The organism is Alteromonas sp. 1_MG-2023 (genome assembly GCF_030547075.1).
Taxonomy (GTDB): domain Bacteria; phylum Pseudomonadota; class Gammaproteobacteria; order Enterobacterales; family Alteromonadaceae; genus Alteromonas.
Window position 1 is genome coordinate 63,962 of the sequence record NZ_JAUOQH010000008.1, and the last position, 14,870, is coordinate 78,831.

The window sequence follows — 14,870 nt, forward strand, 5'->3', positions numbered from 1 at the left end:
ATATAGCGGTATTCTTGATAGAAAAGTAGACCATTTGGTCAAAAAATTGCTTTAAAAAAAAGGCTTCCTTAAGATTAGCCCCTAATTCGGTAAGCAAAACTGCATACTTGTTGATGTAATACAGGCAAGAATCGTGCAAGGTCTAACATAAAAATAAGTAGAGCTAGCGGCATTGTATTTACGCTTACTGTTTTAATCTAAAACCGTGATAACGTATTACAAATGGATGCCAGACGTGTAGCAAAGGACAATATATCAACGATGAACAAATTAAGAGACACGGACGCAGGTGTAGGCGCCACAAACAAGCGAAACATTCTGCAAGCTGCTGAAAAATGTTTCGCTCAGTTCGGATTTAAAGGTACTGCGGTACAAAAAATTGCGGACGAAGCAAACCTACCAAAAACCAATGTGCTTTATTATTTTAAAACGAAGCAAGAGTTGTATGTAGCAGTGTTAGAAGAAACATTGTCTCTATGGAACTCGCATTTTGATAGAGCCACCGTAGATGATGATCCCGCCGAAGTGTTAGCTGCATACATCACCGAAAAAATGGAAGTATCCCGAACTCATCCCCAAGCATCTAAAATTTTCGCCATGGAAATTATTAATGGTGCGCAAAACTTAACGGGATATTTTGATGAAGATCATGCCAGGTGGATGGAAGGGCGATTAGCGCTTATCGATGAGTGGATTAAAGCGGGAAAACTTCCTCAACTTGATGGTGAATACTTGCTTTACACTATTTGGGCCAGTACCCAGCACTATGCCGACTTTTCTTCCCAAATCACGCGATTGCGCGGTCGTAAAATGATCAAAGCTGACTTTGAGACCGCTACTCGTCAGTTAATCCAATTAGTTTTAGGCGGTTGCAATCTGCCTGTCCCAAGTCGTTATATTGAGAACACCGATGTCGAATAATTCCAACGCTTACCCTCGCGACCTTATTGGTTACGGTGCTGATGTGCCTAAAGCCAACTGGCCCAACGGTGCTAAAATTGCCCTTCAATTTGTTCTAAATTATGAAGAAGGCGGTGAAAACTGTGTGCTTCATGGTGATGAACATTCAGAAACTTTTCTGTCTGAAATTATTGGAGCACAGGCATTCAAAGATAGACACCTTAGTATGGAATCTATGTACGAGTATGGCAGCAGAGCGGGCTTTTGGCGCCTTCATCGTTTACTCACAAGCTACAATATTCCGGTAACGGTTTTTGGTGTCACTATGGCCATGCAGCGTCATCCAGACGCGGTACAGGCCATGCTCGATGCCGAGTGGGAAATTGCCAGTCACGCCATGCGTTGGGTCCACTATCAAGATATGGATGAAGACACAGAGCGTAAACAGATAGACGATGCTATTATTTTACATGAGCAAATAACCGGCAAGAAACCTGTAGGTTGGTATACAGGGCGTACCAGCCCGAATACGTTGAAACTTATCGCTGAACGCGATGACATACTCTACTGTGCCGATTCTTATGCTGACGATTTACCGTATTTTGATTGCCATTACAGTAAGCCACTTTTAATGGTGCCTTACACTTTAGATACTAATGATATGCGCTTTGCTGCGCCACAGGGCTTTAACAGTGGCGAGCAGTTCTTCCAATACTTAAAAGATGCGTTCGATGTATTGTATGATGAGGGCAGTGAAGCACCTAAAATGTTATCAATAGGCATGCATTGTCGTATATTGGGTCGCCCTGCGCGCATGGCGGCATTAAAGCGATTTATTGAATACGTAAAATCTCACGACAAAGTGTGGTTGGCTACCCGAGAAGACGTCGCGCGGCACTGGTTAGCTGAACATCCTTTAGCTTAAGCGCTAATATAGGTGCTGTTATGACTGAGCTAAAATGCCAAAAATGCCATAACCGAGCTCAAATGACAGAGCTAATATGTCAGAGCTAATATGACAAAGCTAATATGACAAAGCTATGGCAGCCAAGCTACAGGACACAAACTGGAGATAGAATATGAAAGTAAAAATTGCCTTATGTTTACTGACTGCACTTGCGTTGACTGGGTGCTCAAAATTAAACAAAGAAAACTACGACAAGCTTGAAATGGGCATGTCACAAAATGAAGTGTCATCGGTAATAGGTGCAGCAGATAATTGCGCTAAAACCTTGGGCACTACCTCGTGTATTTGGGGTAACGAAGATGCCAAGCATGTGAAAATCGTCTTTATGGGCGACAAAGCCGTTACATTCAGTTACGACGGTTTACAGTAGCCACAAACGATTACACTTAGTGGCGCAGCTTTTTAAAGCTGAAAAAAAACGGTGAAGATTATCTTCACCGTTTTTTTATATGCTTAGCATAGGGGCAGCGTTTACTATTTTAAGTCAAATATATAGCGCAGTATAAACACACCCGCCAATGCATAAGTTAACCCGCTCACTTCTTTGAATTTACCGGTTCCCATCTTAATACCAACATAAGTAATAAACCCAAGTGCAATACCTTCACTAATACTAAATGTGAGGGGCATAGCTATTAGCGCAACTGTTGCGGTAGCAAGGGCACCTAAATCGTCGAAATCTATCTGACGTATGGCTTCCATCATTAATATGCCCACCATAATGAGCGCGGGAGTAGTAGCCATTAAAGGAATGACCTTCATTAAAGGCGTAAGAAATAAAGCTAAAACAAAACACAGTGCAACCACCACAGCGGTTAACCCTGTTCTACCACCCGCTGATGCGCCAGTAGCTGACTCGACATAACTGGTCACCGGTGATGTACCAATAAATGCACCTACCACACTGGCAGAGGCATCTGCAGTCATAGCGGGGCCAATTTTAGGTAGTTTTCCGTTTTTATCTAGTAGGTTCGCGCGGCGAGAAACCCCAATCAAAGTGCCAATGGTATCGAACATATTCACGAACATAAGGGCAAAGATTAAGTCCCAAGTTTCAGCGATATGATCTATAGGGTACCAAAAATCCATGGCCATAAAGGTGTTTGAAATAGGTTCTGGCAAACCAATAATGGCTTCAGGTGTGGCGGTTAGCATGCCATTCTCAGTAGGCACAAAGGCACCAATTACGGTAAGCAATACGATAGAAATAAGAATACCGCCAGTGACCTTTTTTACTACCATTACGATGGTAAAAATGATGCCTAGTAAAGCCAGCATGACCGCGGGGTTAGATAAATCACCAAGGCTCACGAAAGTCGCTGGATTATCTACAATGAGCCCCGCATTTTTCAGGCCGATAAAGGCAATGAATAATCCTATCCCGCATTGCACACCAATTTTCAGGGCGGGGGGAATAGATTCAGCTACTTTTGTCCTAACCCCAGTGAGGGAAAGTAGCAAAAATAGAATACCGTTCCAAAACACAATTCCCAAGGCTGCTTCCCAAGGAATTTCTCTCGACAAACAGATAGTAAAAGCAAAGAAAGCGTTTAGTCCCATCCCCGGCGCTAGCGCAATAGGGTAGTTAGTCATAAACGCCATTAACAAGGTGCCTAAACAGGCTGCCAGCGCGGTAACCGTGATTAACCCTTCGATAGGCATGCCACTTAAACCAAGAATTCCTGGATTTACCACCAAAATATAAGACATTGCGGCAAAGGTCGTCAGCCCTGCTACCACCTCTGTTTTTATTGTGGTTCCATGTGCTTGAAGCTTGAATAGGCGCTCTAATACGTTATTGGACATGTAGATTTCTCTATGCGTTGAGTCATTTATCGTTATTTAATATTGCATGAAGCAAAAACTTGACCACTTAGTCAGTTTGTTGGTGCGTTTTGTGCTACGGTAAATAAAAGCAAAATGCTGAAGTCAGTGGCATACCAATGAAATCAACTAGAATTCGTTTTAATCACGAGGTTTTCAATCTCGAAAACCTTAAAGAAGTCTCTGACGCAATCAGTTCTAAAAAATAACCATCGCACCAAATTAATTCAAAATGCTTTAACTTGGTGCAGATATAACGGTGAGAAGCCATGACGCTAACAACTATAATCGAAAAACTTCCTAAGGCTGAACTCCATTTGCACATTGAAGGCAGTTTAACGCCGGAACTTATGTGGCAATTAGCCAGTAAACACAATATCACGCTGCCTTACAAGAGCGTTGAAGAAATAGCGGCGGCATATCAATTTACCGATCTACAAAGTTTTCTCGATATTTATTATGCAGGAGCAGGCGTGCTCATTGATGAAGATGATTTTTATGCACTAATGTGGGCTTATCTCCTGCGCTGTAATGAAGATAATATAGTGCACACCGAAATTATGTTCGACCCGCAAACCCATACCGCAAGAGGCATAGGATTCGATACATTTATGCCGGGTTTTTTACGCGCAATGAAAGATGCAGAAAAGCAGTTTGGTATTTCTAGCTACTTAATTATGTCTTTCCTTCGACATCTTCCAGAAAGTGATGCATTTGCCACCCTTGAAGCGGCTAAGCCTTATTTAAGTGTTATTGATGCGGTAGGGCTAGATAGCTCTGAATTGGGCCATCCACCGTCAAAGTTCGAGCGAGTGTTTCGCGAAGCCCGCGCTTTGGGGTTGAAAATTGTTGCCCATGCTGGTGAAGAAGGGCCGGCAGAATACATATGGGAAGCACTTAATTTACTTAACGTTGATAGAATTGACCATGGTGTTAGGTGTCAAGAAGACGAGAAGTTGATGGCATACCTTATTGCCAATCAAATTCCCCTTACTGTGTGCCCCTTAAGCAACCTAAAGTTGTGCGTGGTAGATGACTTGGCGAAACACAATATCTTATCGCTACTAGATAAAGGCCTGATGGTGACAGTTAATTCTGATGATCCTACCTATTTTGGTGGTTTTTTGAATGACAATTATCGTGAGCTATGTAAAGCACTACCAGTAACAGCAGACCATTTAAAGCAGCTTGCAATTAACAGCTTTACCGCTAGCTTTTTGCCCGAAGATATAAAGCAGCTTCACATCGACCACATCCATTCTTTAACGGCATAAATGGCCATGAGTAATGCCAAATATTCATCGATGAATGTATTTGCAATATAAAATGAGTGAAAGGTTTAATATAAGAAAATGCTGGTAACTGAAATAATGCTGAGACTATAAAGTGGAATCAAGAGCAATTAGCAGGACAGTCTGTCATCTCTGACTTTGTGGCATTGATAACGGATGCCATAGAGGTGATTTCTTCTTCAATTTTAGCCCAATTATCAGTTGCGGATAAGAGTTCAAGTAATGACGCGTAATGACGTAACCTATCAGCACCAACATCGCCTGATACACCTTTAATAGCATGGCTAGTAAAGCGAATTTTTTCCTGGTTTTTTTCTATAAGTGCTTGGGTTAGCGTTACGTATTTTTCATCTATTTGGTTAATGAACATTTCTACTACTCGGTTAAGCAGCGCGTGATTTCCTGCTAACCGTTGTAGGGCATTTTCTTTCTGCCAAAGTGGAAAGCTGTCATTGGTCATGAGATACGTGGTTCCTAAAATTTATTGAAGTAGTGAAAAGAAGCGTTACTGAAGATGCACTCGTAAAGTGAAAAGTGAACTATGTACAGACTAACAATTGATACATTATATGAAAAAAAACAAATTGTGAATTCACCTAAAGGTTTATTTTATTTCTTAGATTACATACATAATAAGTTTCCTGTAGCGAAAGATTAACCCTCAAGAATGCAACATATAATGCCAAATGAATATATACTAAAGGCTAATAACGAAAAGCATGAGGTAGTCGATACTTGATGTAGTAAAGAGTAATAGAGATGTGTAGAAATTTTGAATATGCGTAGTCAAAAAGTGCTTATCGTAGATGACGAGCCCGTTAATATCGTCATTTTGGAAGCGGCGGTAAGTAGCTTAGCGCATGTGATTAGCACGAGTAACAGTTTAGAAGCACTTCAACTTATAAGGCATCACAAACCGGATTTACTTATTCTAGATATTAATATGCCTAAATGCTCGGGCTTCGATATCTGTGAGGCTGTTAAGGCAGATATAAACTTGCGTGAAATCCCAGTCCTCTTTGTTACCTCATTTACCGATGTCAAAAACGAGCATAAAGCGTTGGCATTAGGTGCTATCGACTTCATCAGTAAGCCCATAGATATAGAGCTATGCAGAATGCGGGTGAAGAATCACCTGTTAATACAAAAGCAAAAATCTCAGCTTACTGTGTACTCCGAAAGAATTTTCGAGGAAAAAGAACAGCTCAATATTACGCTAAACGCAATTGCTGATGGCGTTATTGCGACCGACGCTGATGGGCTCGTTACCTTTATTAATCCTGTCGCCCAGCGATTAACCGGCTTTAACGAATTTGAAGCCTGTGGCCGGTTAGTGACTGACATTATGGAATTGAGAGACGCTAGCACCAACGCCACTATGATTAACCCTGTACTCCATACCATGGAGGTTAAACGACCTGTGGCTATGGCATTGAACGTAAAGCTAGTCAGTAAGCAGGGCAATGAGTGTCGTGTGGAAGATACTGCTTCACCCATTATAGACGCTTATGGAAATGTGAAGGGCGCAGTTATTGTATTTCAGGATCTATCTGAGTCAGTAGCGATGGCGGTTCAAATGACGCATTTGACCAATCATGACCACCTTACCGGCTTGCCTAATCGCGTACTGTTGCACGATAGGGTAGAGCAGTCTATAAATCAAACCGACAAACTCCACCAAAGCGTGGCGCTATTGCTTATCGATATAGATAATTTTAAATATTTAAATGATGCATTGGGCCATAAAGTGGGTGACTCAATTATTTTGTCAGTTTCTGAGCGATTGAAACATGTGTGCGGAGAGTCGGTTACATTGGCTCGCGTAGGTGGTGACGAGTTTGCGTGTTTGTTGACCGATACTGGCGCAGGAGCCAGTGCCGATAGTGTTGCTATGAGTTGTCTACAAAGTGCAAGAGAGCCCATCTATATCGATGGTAGACAGCATCAACTTAGTTTAAGTATTGGCATTAGTTTGTATCCTCAAGATGCAACAAATGCAGAAGAATTAATGCGTCACTCAGATACCGCAATGTATCGTGCTAAGGCTACTGGCAAAAACAAATTTTGCTTCTTTTCAAACGACCTGCAGCTGGCGGTACGAAAGCGCGTAGAAATGGAAGTGAAACTCAGAAAAGCACTCGACGACAATAGCCTAACCCTATTCTTTCAACCTAAATACGATTTAAACTTAAATAAAATTGTGGGGGCAGAGAGTTTAGTAAGATTAGTTGATGAAGATGGAAGTATTATAGCTCCTGATGAATTTATTCCTTTATCTGAAGAAACGGGCTTAATCCATCGCTTAGGCAAGCAAGTATTAGAAAAAAGCTGTCAGTTTATTGCCCAGTGCGCTGATGCTAATAAACCGCTTAAAATAGCTGTTAATGTTTCTGCTCAACAAATTGCAAATCCCACGTTCGCTAAAGAAGTAGAGCAGGTCATTACAGCTTCGGGCATCGACCCTAGATTGCTGGAACTGGAAGTGACAGAGTCGGCACTGATGGCTGATTTTGAACAAACTCGTAATATGCTGTTAGCCCTGTCTTCGTTAGGGATTTCTTTAGCGCTAGATGATTTTGGTACTGGATATTCTAGTTTATCTTACTTACGTCAATTTCCTTTGAACGTACTTAAGATCGACCGTTCATTTGTAAAGGACATGGATGATGAGCCTCAAGCCCTAGATATTGTTACTGCTATTGCTAGGCTGGCGAAGTGTCTCGATATGGTGTTAGTAGCAGAAGGCCTAGAAACCGAGCTGCAATTTCACTTACTTCGACAGCTAGGCTGCGATTATGGCCAGGGCTTTTATATGTGTAAGCCTATTCCCGACGTCGAATTCACTGATCGGTTTATCAAACAAACCAGTTTATCGATATAAATATGTTCATTTAAGCAACCTGAAAACGTAGCGATTTTTATACTTAAATATTAGTATTTTATAGTCGATGGTGTAGTATACAAATGTCCGCACTCGTATCCACATTTTAAAAACACTTTTTAATAAAGTGTCTTAAAAAGCATTTTAGAGAAACTATGCAATTAGAACTAAAACCATACTCGGCATGTGAGGTTCTCGTCGTAGATGACGAGCCTATCAGCCGGATGCTGCTAACCTCTATACTCGAGCCTTTCGTGAAATGTGCCGCAGCCTCTAATGGTGAACAAGCAATTGCCTATTGTGTGAAACATGAGCCTGATTTAGTGCTATTAGACATGAACATGCCTGATGTCGATGGGTTAACAGTGTGCAGTACCTTAAAGCAGAATGAGCCGACTGCTCATATTCCGGTTGTTTTTGTTACTTCCACTATAGATGTAGAAACCGAAAACATGTGCTGGGAAGTGGGCGCATCCGACTTTGTATTAAAGCCTGTAACGGCCTCTACCCTTGTTCACAGAATAAAAAACCACCTTCAAGGAAAGCTTCGCACTGAGTTGTTGCAGAGACTGACGTTTCATGACCAATTAACGGGCTTGTATAACAGACTATACCTAAGTAATGAAATTCCCTTATTAGTAAAACAAGTAGCGCGTGATGATGGCATGGTTGGAATAATCATGATGGATATCGATTTTTTCAAGCTGTACAACGATAACTATGGGCACCTTCAAGGCGATATATGTTTGCAACAAGTGGCCTCAGTTATTGGTGAAAATGCTAAACGTCCGAAAGATGCCGCCATTCGATTTGGTGGTGAAGAGTTCATGATGGTACTGCCTTACACTGACTTAAATGGCGTTAAAACCGTTGCTGAAAATATTGTCTCTGCAATTAGAGATGAAAATATAGTGCATTACGCTGGTAAGGGCGGAAAGCTTAGCATCAGTGCTGGCTATGCGGTTAGAGCAGCCAGTGAGCTTAATAGTACAGGGGTCTCTTCCCTTATTGAATCTGCTGATATATTTTTGTTTGAAGCAAAAGAAGCTGGGCGTAATCGCGCGGTAGGTTAACGTCTTTTTCTCATCCACAACTAGCCTATTGTTTAATATTCTTTACCCGTAATTACTATTATCCTTGCCCTATAGGAGAGTGCTAAAAGCTATTAGCTTCTCCGTCCACTTAAGGGCAGTTTGATATTAATGGCGGTTCGCTATGACTGAACAAATCGATAAAAATGAAAAATACCCTATCTCTATACCTCCCATGGTGCTTAGTTTTGAGAAAGTACTCAAGGCAGGGTGTGAAATATTATCGATGCAGCAAGGCGTGCTGTTACATGTTACCAGCGAACATATCGACGTTATTGCCAAGTCTAATACCGCTTTGCCTCCGCAAACAGTACTTCTTGCGCCAATCCCCGCTGATTTAGCATTACTTCCCCACACGCATTCAAGTTGTTGCCTAGACGTTAAGCGCTGGGCCAAAGATAACTTAGGCGCCGACGAATTTATCATTGGAAGAGTACACAAAGTGGGGACTTACCATGTTGTACTTATACTCATAAATAGCCTAGTTAAAAATGAGTTCCGCTTCGACGGCGGAAAACTCTTCTTGTTAGACAACTGGTTGGAAAGCGTTTTGCAAAAGGAGCGAGGGGCTGACGACAACTCGCTAAAGCATGCTGAGCTTTTTGGAAAATTGCAAACCGTAGCAAATATCGGGGTTTGGGAAGTTGATATGGTGGATGATGAGCTTTTTTGGTCATCACAAACCCGTGTTATTCACGAAGTGTCGCAAAATTACGTACCTACTCTTGCATCAGCCATTGAATTTTATAAAGAAGGCTCTGACCGAGAAGAAATTGCTCGATTAGTCAATCATGCGATAGAAACCGGTGAGCCTTGGACAGCTACGCTGCAACTCGTTACTGCGAAGGGAAACGCTGTTTGGGTAGAAAACCATGGCATGGTTGAAATGTTCAATGGCCATTGCGTGCGTTTATTTGGCACATTCCAAGATGTAGATAAGTCGGTAAAACTGCGTTTAGAACTTGAGGCACGGCGTAAAGAGGCAGAAGCTGCTTATAAAGAAAGAAGCCATTTGCTTTCACGTATAAGCCATGAACTAAGAACGCCGCTAAATGGTATTACGGGTATGTTGCAGGCTATTAAGTCTGAACAGCGGGTTAATATACGAGAACGGAAAACAGACTTAGCATTAAAAAGCGCCGATCGCCTATTACTACTGATTGATGACGTTTTAGATTACACCGAAATTTCCAGCGGCGAACTAGAATTGAAGCATAAACCCTTTTGCGTTCGCGCAATGGCTGAAGCGTTAATTGACCTATTCAAACCACTGTGTAAAGAGAAGGGAATTCGTTTATACAGCGTACTGTCATTCCCAGACAATACTTACATTAACGGCGATGCTAAAAGAATTGAACAGATAATCGCAAAGTTACTTAACAACGCCGTTAAATTTACCTCCAAGGGATTCATCTCTATTCAAGTCACCCTTCGCGAGGCGTACAATGTACCGAACCTACTTATTTCCATTGAAGATACAGGTGAGGGTATTGATGAAGTCACTAAGAGTGGATTGTTTAAGCCTTTTGTCCAAGGGCAAACCCAAACCCAAACGCTAAATAAAGAAAGTGGTACTGGCCTAGGCTTGTCTATTGTTAAGCAGTTAGTGGACAAGATGGGGGGGGAAGTAGATATTCGTTCTCAAGTTAACGTAGGTACCACCTTTGATATTGTCCTTCCTGTAACTATAACCGATGGTAAAAAAGATTTACTTGAACACGAAGATGCACTGCCTTCAAAGTTATTGAGTATTCCATTGTCAATTTTGGTCGTAGACGACAACGAGATTAATCGATTAGTGCTTACGTCAATGTTAGAAAAATATAACCTCGTAGCTGATGAAGCTGAAGACGGTCAAGTCGCCATCGAAAAAGCCAGAGAAAAGGATTACGATCTTATTTTTATGGATTGTGCCATGCCGGTACTTGATGGCGTTTCGGCGACTAAAGCTATTTTAAAAGAAGGGTTGTTAACCAACCAAGGTAGCATTGTTGCTGTAACAGCGAATACCTCTGAAGAAGATAGAAAGGCATGTATAGAAGCGGGTATGGCAGCGTTCTTATGCAAACCGTTAGATCAACGCCATATAACTGCAGAATTGAAGAAAGCCTTGATGTGTAAGTTCATGGAGTTACAAGAGTGACGGGCACGGGTGATAGGCTCGGGTGACAAGCACGGGAGAAGAGCTTGAGTGGTAAACTCGAGTGACAGCGATATGCCGCTGTCACTGCTTAGCTTAAGTTTTATTTGCTGTAATTTTCCAATTTACTCAAACAGATTATTTTGCAGGAATATCAGTTTTTACCTTATCCCAGTTTGTTGTCAATTCCTCAATTACCACTGAACCTACAGCATAAGCGGCTTCTACTGCCGACTGGAGTGCTGCGTAGCCTTCCCCTGAGCTTTCTAACTCTAAGTTTTTAGCTGCCGTTAACCCTGCTGGTTGCATAGTAAAGTTACTTGCAGTACGCAGAATAAGTACGCGATCTTTATCAACCAATTTAGCGTTATCTAAATAAGTAAGTGCTTGAAGTGTTGCTGAGTCTTCCATACCCGAGGTTACAAAGTTACCTTTGCTTTGTGTCCAGTAGCCCACCCAGTCATTTGCCCAATCATTTAGCAATGCGCCATGCCAAAACGTTGATGCCGATAGATGTGAGCCCGTCATAATTGTAGGTGCCGCAAGGGCATTAGGATATCCCTTATAGGTGGCACGCAATTTATCCATAGCTGGCGTATTTGGTAGTTTTGTGTCTTTCGTTAAATCAAATGCCCAAGACCTTAAGCTTGCGTTTAGAATATAAACTTCACCGTTAGGGGCTTGTTCTGGGTTTACCGACTCAGCATTGGCGTAAGGTGAGTGAGTGAAAAGCGGGAAGTACCCAGTTTTCCAGTCGCTTGGAATTTCACGTGCGTCAATCTGATGGGCTAGATCGCCGTCAACCACATAGTCAGTCCATACAGCAGAGCCAATAGTGCCATCGGCAGGATCCATACCTGCAATACCGGCTACAAGCCAGTAAGCATGAGTTAAATCGAATCTTGGGTCTAACCCAAGCGCCATTATAGCGGCAGAGGCACGAGCGATACCCATACCCGTTACAATGCCCAATACACCGGTTTCTTCATTCACAAAAATATCATGGTGAGCATGGGGCAGTGCGTAGCGGGTTGAAAGTTTTTGGCCTTTCTTCCAAAGCTGGAATTCACCAGATTTGTCGCCTTCGTCTTCGCCAATTTCAAACATGGCAACCACAACGGCTTTAATCTCAATAGGGGGAGTATCGGTTGTTTCAGCGCAGTGCCCAGCAGAAGCGAAAAAAGAAAGGGCGAGAATAGCATTAGCAAAATAGCGCATTAAAAATTGTCCTCTTAGGTATAAAAAAAGGTAAATCTACGAAGGTAGATTTACCTTTACAACATTATGTATTAAACAATATATATTACAGCAGCTTAGAACTTATACGCGAACTTCGCGCTCCAATGACGTGGTAATTCAGGCAACACAACTTGGCTACCGAATAAGTCAGGGAAGTTGGCGCGGAAATAACGCTCATCCGTTAAGTTTTTAACGGTTAAGTTAACAGACCAGTCATCAGCTTGGTAAGAAACACCGGCATTAACTAGCGTGTATGCTGGAAGCATTACCGAAGCAGAGAAACCAGACGCTACTTCTTCTACATCAACTACACTCACGTTAGCCGCATAACCGTTTTGGAAGTCGTAAGTTGCCGTTACTGTGTACACATTTTCAGGAATACCTGCTTTACGAGCATCGGTGTTTGCGAAGCCGTCACCAATTAGGTTCAAGCCAATCACGTTACCACCAAAGATTAATGATGGATCTGAAAGGTTAGATAAATCTTCAGCACCTAGGAAACCAAACTGGTTTCCATTTTCAAGCGCAGTAAGGTTAATAACCTTAATGTTGGTGTAACCCGCAGACATAACTAAGTTTTCGTTCACAACCCAACGAAGTTCGAACTCAGTACCTTTGTTGTTTGTGGTGTTGTTAGTTACTGTGTTTTGGCTGCTAAAGTCCGTTCTTTCCATCTCGAACGATGAAAGAGCGAAATAAAGGGTGTCGTCAAGTAATGAACCTTTAACACCAAATTCGAAAAGTTCTGAGGTATCGAACGCGCCGTCTTCTAGTTGACCAACACCAATCTCAGCACCTTGACCGGCAACTATTGTGGCTTGCTCAGCAGCTGTGATGTAAGGAATTAAACCGAATGGCAATTCGTAAGAAATACTAGCATTCCAAGACCATCCACCCACTGTATCTTCAGCTGAAACTGGAATTTCATCACCCGTTGCGCCAAGCAGCAAGTCAGTACGTGAAGTCGTTTCAATATCAATAGTGTCATAACGAACACCAAGAACAAGGTTTAAGCCCCAATCCCAAGTAAGGTCAGTCATGGCACCAATACCTAAATCAAGGTAGTTACCTTCATCATAGTTATCGTAGTTTATGCCTGAGCGAGTAGAAAGAACCCGTCTGTCTAATGCTGAAGAAGCCATAGTTAAGTCGCGACGGTTGAAGTACTCGTAGGTAAAGTCATCGCCGTGCAAGAAGTCGGTATAACGAATTGACGGAGAAATCTGGAATTGTGCTAACAAACTATCGTTTTCATATTCGGTAGCGAAAACAATTTTGTCTTCAACAACCCAGCTATCATGAAACTGAGAGAAACCATACGCATTTTCATTGATGTTATCGTATGAATCGTAGAAGAACTGGTTACGAATTTCCCAGTTGTCTGCGTAGTAAATAGTATCGAAGTAGAACGTAATAGCTTCGTTACCCAGTTGGTCATCGGGTGCAACCAATACTTGGCTTCCACTTAATGTAGTTGTACCTACATTTTCTAATGCCATTAATGCTGTGGCTTCATCATCAGTGAATGAAGAGCCTGGAACATAGAAGAAGCTGTTCCCAGCAATGTTTACTGCGCCGTATTCTTCATGGCTAATCGCGCCGTCGCCATCTGTATCTAGAGGCTGGGCAGTACCAGTAATATAAGTGCCGTCGTCGATAAGTTCTTGTGTTAAACGGTTCCAACCAGCAACTTGGTTGCCATCGTAATCGTGATACATACCACCAAATTCAACACGTAGATTATCAGTGATATCAATGTTGAAAGCGGCTTGTAGAATAGTTTGGTCGGTTTGTGTGTTTTCGTAGTAGCTATCTGAATTTTCTACTTCACCGTACAGGTAGTAACCTACGGTTTTGTCGCCAACTTGTGCTGGACCACCAACCTCTGCAGTTAGTACGCTCTTATCCCACGAACCCGTAGTATAAGAAATTTGGCCTTCAGGCTTTTCTAAATATTGACCAGAAGAAGCACGAGCAGATTTAGGGTTGAAGTTTAAGTAACCACCAATTTTAGACGGGCCATAAATAGGAGAAGCTGGGCCACGTACAATATCAATTCGGCTAGAAGCACCAATTGGGGTAGGGTAGTTACCAGGGTTGTCTAGGCGTTTAACACCACGGAAATAAGTTTCACCTGGCGTACCACGTACATCTAGTGAGCCCGCAACACCAAAGAATGACTGGGTAAATGTACCAGGTGCAAATGCCACTAGCTCATCAATATCTGAAACGTTAAAACGTTCCATTTGTTCTTGAGAGATAGTTGATGCAGAGCGTGGTGTTTCAAGAATGGATTTTCCAAAACCAAATACGGATTCAACATCTTGACCAGGCAAACTGCCCAGAGAGCCTGTTACTTCAATTTTTTCAACGTCAGCGTCTTTCGGCGCAGATTCAGCGTCTTGTGCTAGTGCAATTGAAGGTACTGATAAAGTCAGACCAAATGCTAGCGCACGGGCTAATGGGTTTAGTTTGAATGTAGTGTTAATCATGGTTTCCTCTATTTTTAATAACCTTTTAAAAGGCCTTTTATACT

The 14,870-nt window shown here is 42.1% G+C and carries 11 protein-coding genes; 7 read left to right on the top strand and 4 right to left on the bottom strand.

Annotation, left to right across the window (positions count from 1 at the left end; all coding sequences use genetic code 11):
• The first annotated feature begins 261 nt into the window (after positions 1–261).
• From Q4561_RS10330 to Q4561_RS10340, 3 genes are all read left to right on the top strand, one after another.
• Complete coding sequence (locus Q4561_RS10330; protein WP_303459976.1) at positions 262–921, top strand: TetR family transcriptional regulator C-terminal domain-containing protein; 660 nt, start codon at positions 262–264, stop codon at positions 919–921.
• Entirely contained in the window at positions 911–1,825 is a 915-nt protein-coding gene (puuE, locus tag Q4561_RS10335) for an allantoinase PuuE (protein ID WP_303459978.1), read from the top strand. Before Q4561_RS10330 ends, puuE begins: the two co-directional genes overlap by 11 nt.
• 154 nt (positions 1,826–1,979) lie before the next feature.
• Positions 1,980–2,237 (top strand): DUF3862 domain-containing protein, encoded by a 258-nt coding sequence (locus Q4561_RS10340; RefSeq protein WP_303459981.1) that lies wholly within the window; start codon positions 1,980–1,982, stop codon positions 2,235–2,237.
• Between the two features lie 104 nt (positions 2,238–2,341).
• Here the strand turns inward: Q4561_RS10340 and Q4561_RS10345 are convergent, their stop codons facing one another.
• A complete protein-coding gene (locus Q4561_RS10345; RefSeq protein WP_057792601.1) occupies positions 2,342–3,673 on the bottom strand; it encodes an NCS2 family permease in 1,332 nt (443 codons plus the stop codon).
• Between the two features lie 287 nt (positions 3,674–3,960).
• Between Q4561_RS10345 and Q4561_RS10350 the strand changes: the two genes are divergently transcribed.
• A complete protein-coding gene (locus Q4561_RS10350; protein ID WP_303459983.1) occupies positions 3,961–4,965 on the top strand; it encodes an adenosine deaminase in 1,005 nt (334 codons plus the stop codon).
• Between the two features lie 118 nt (positions 4,966–5,083).
• On the opposite strand, the gene Q4561_RS10355 is transcribed toward Q4561_RS10350, so the two are convergent.
• The gene (locus Q4561_RS10355) at positions 5,084–5,443 is read right to left on the bottom strand and encodes an Hpt domain-containing protein (protein WP_303459984.1); all 360 of its coding nucleotides are present in this window, start codon (positions 5,441–5,443) and stop codon (positions 5,084–5,086) included.
• Positions 5,444–5,761: 318 nt separating this feature from the next.
• On the opposite strand from Q4561_RS10355, the gene Q4561_RS10360 reads away from it, so the two are divergent.
• The 3 genes from Q4561_RS10360 (at position 5,762) to Q4561_RS10370 (ending at position 11,098) form a co-directional block, all read left to right on the top strand.
• Positions 5,762–7,864 (top strand): EAL domain-containing protein, encoded by a 2,103-nt coding sequence (locus tag Q4561_RS10360; RefSeq protein ID WP_303459987.1) that lies wholly within the window; start codon positions 5,762–5,764, stop codon positions 7,862–7,864.
• A 155-nt stretch (positions 7,865–8,019) separates the two neighbouring features.
• The gene (locus Q4561_RS10365) at positions 8,020–8,937 is read left to right on the top strand and encodes a diguanylate cyclase (protein WP_303459990.1); all 918 of its coding nucleotides are present in this window, start codon (positions 8,020–8,022) and stop codon (positions 8,935–8,937) included.
• Between the two features lie 142 nt (positions 8,938–9,079).
• Positions 9,080–11,098, top strand: coding sequence for a response regulator (locus Q4561_RS10370; RefSeq protein ID WP_303459992.1), 2,019 nt, complete (start codon positions 9,080–9,082; stop codon positions 11,096–11,098).
• 135 nt (positions 11,099–11,233) lie between these two features.
• Here the strand turns inward: Q4561_RS10370 and Q4561_RS10375 are convergent, their stop codons facing one another.
• Both Q4561_RS10375 and Q4561_RS10380 read right to left on the bottom strand, forming a co-directional pair.
• Complete coding sequence (locus Q4561_RS10375; protein WP_303459994.1) at positions 11,234–12,313, bottom strand: purine nucleoside permease; 1,080 nt, start codon at positions 12,311–12,313, stop codon at positions 11,234–11,236.
• 95 nt (positions 12,314–12,408) lie between these two features.
• On the bottom strand, positions 12,409–14,826 hold the full coding sequence (locus Q4561_RS10380) for a TonB-dependent siderophore receptor (RefSeq protein WP_303459997.1): 2,418 nt from the start codon (positions 14,824–14,826) through the stop codon (positions 12,409–12,411).
• Positions 14,827–14,870 lie beyond the last annotated feature (44 nt).

What these genes read in the sequence shown, in the direction of transcription:
- Q4561_RS10330 (WP_303459976.1), top strand. Translation starts at nt 262, where the DNA reads ATGAACAAATTAAGAGACACGGACGCAGGTGTAGGCGCCACAAACAAG.
- puuE (WP_303459978.1), top strand. Translation starts at nt 911, where the DNA reads ATGTCGAATAATTCCAACGCTTACCCTCGCGACCTTATTGGTTACGGT.
- Q4561_RS10340 (WP_303459981.1), top strand. Translation starts at nt 1,980, where the DNA reads ATGAAAGTAAAAATTGCCTTATGTTTACTGACTGCACTTGCGTTGACT.
- Q4561_RS10345 (WP_057792601.1), bottom strand. Translation starts at nt 3,673, where the DNA reads ATGTCCAATAACGTATTAGAGCGCCTATTCAAGCTTCAAGCACATGGA.
- Q4561_RS10350 (WP_303459983.1), top strand. Translation starts at nt 3,961, where the DNA reads ATGACGCTAACAACTATAATCGAAAAACTTCCTAAGGCTGAACTCCAT.
- Q4561_RS10355 (WP_303459984.1), bottom strand. Translation starts at nt 5,443, where the DNA reads ATGACCAATGACAGCTTTCCACTTTGGCAGAAAGAAAATGCCCTACAA.
- Q4561_RS10360 (WP_303459987.1), top strand. Translation starts at nt 5,762, where the DNA reads ATGCGTAGTCAAAAAGTGCTTATCGTAGATGACGAGCCCGTTAATATC.
- Q4561_RS10365 (WP_303459990.1), top strand. Translation starts at nt 8,020, where the DNA reads ATGCAATTAGAACTAAAACCATACTCGGCATGTGAGGTTCTCGTCGTA.
- Q4561_RS10370 (WP_303459992.1), top strand. Translation starts at nt 9,080, where the DNA reads ATGACTGAACAAATCGATAAAAATGAAAAATACCCTATCTCTATACCT.
- Q4561_RS10375 (WP_303459994.1), bottom strand. Translation starts at nt 12,313, where the DNA reads ATGCGCTATTTTGCTAATGCTATTCTCGCCCTTTCTTTTTTCGCTTCT.
- Q4561_RS10380 (WP_303459997.1), bottom strand. Translation starts at nt 14,826, where the DNA reads ATGATTAACACTACATTCAAACTAAACCCATTAGCCCGTGCGCTAGCA.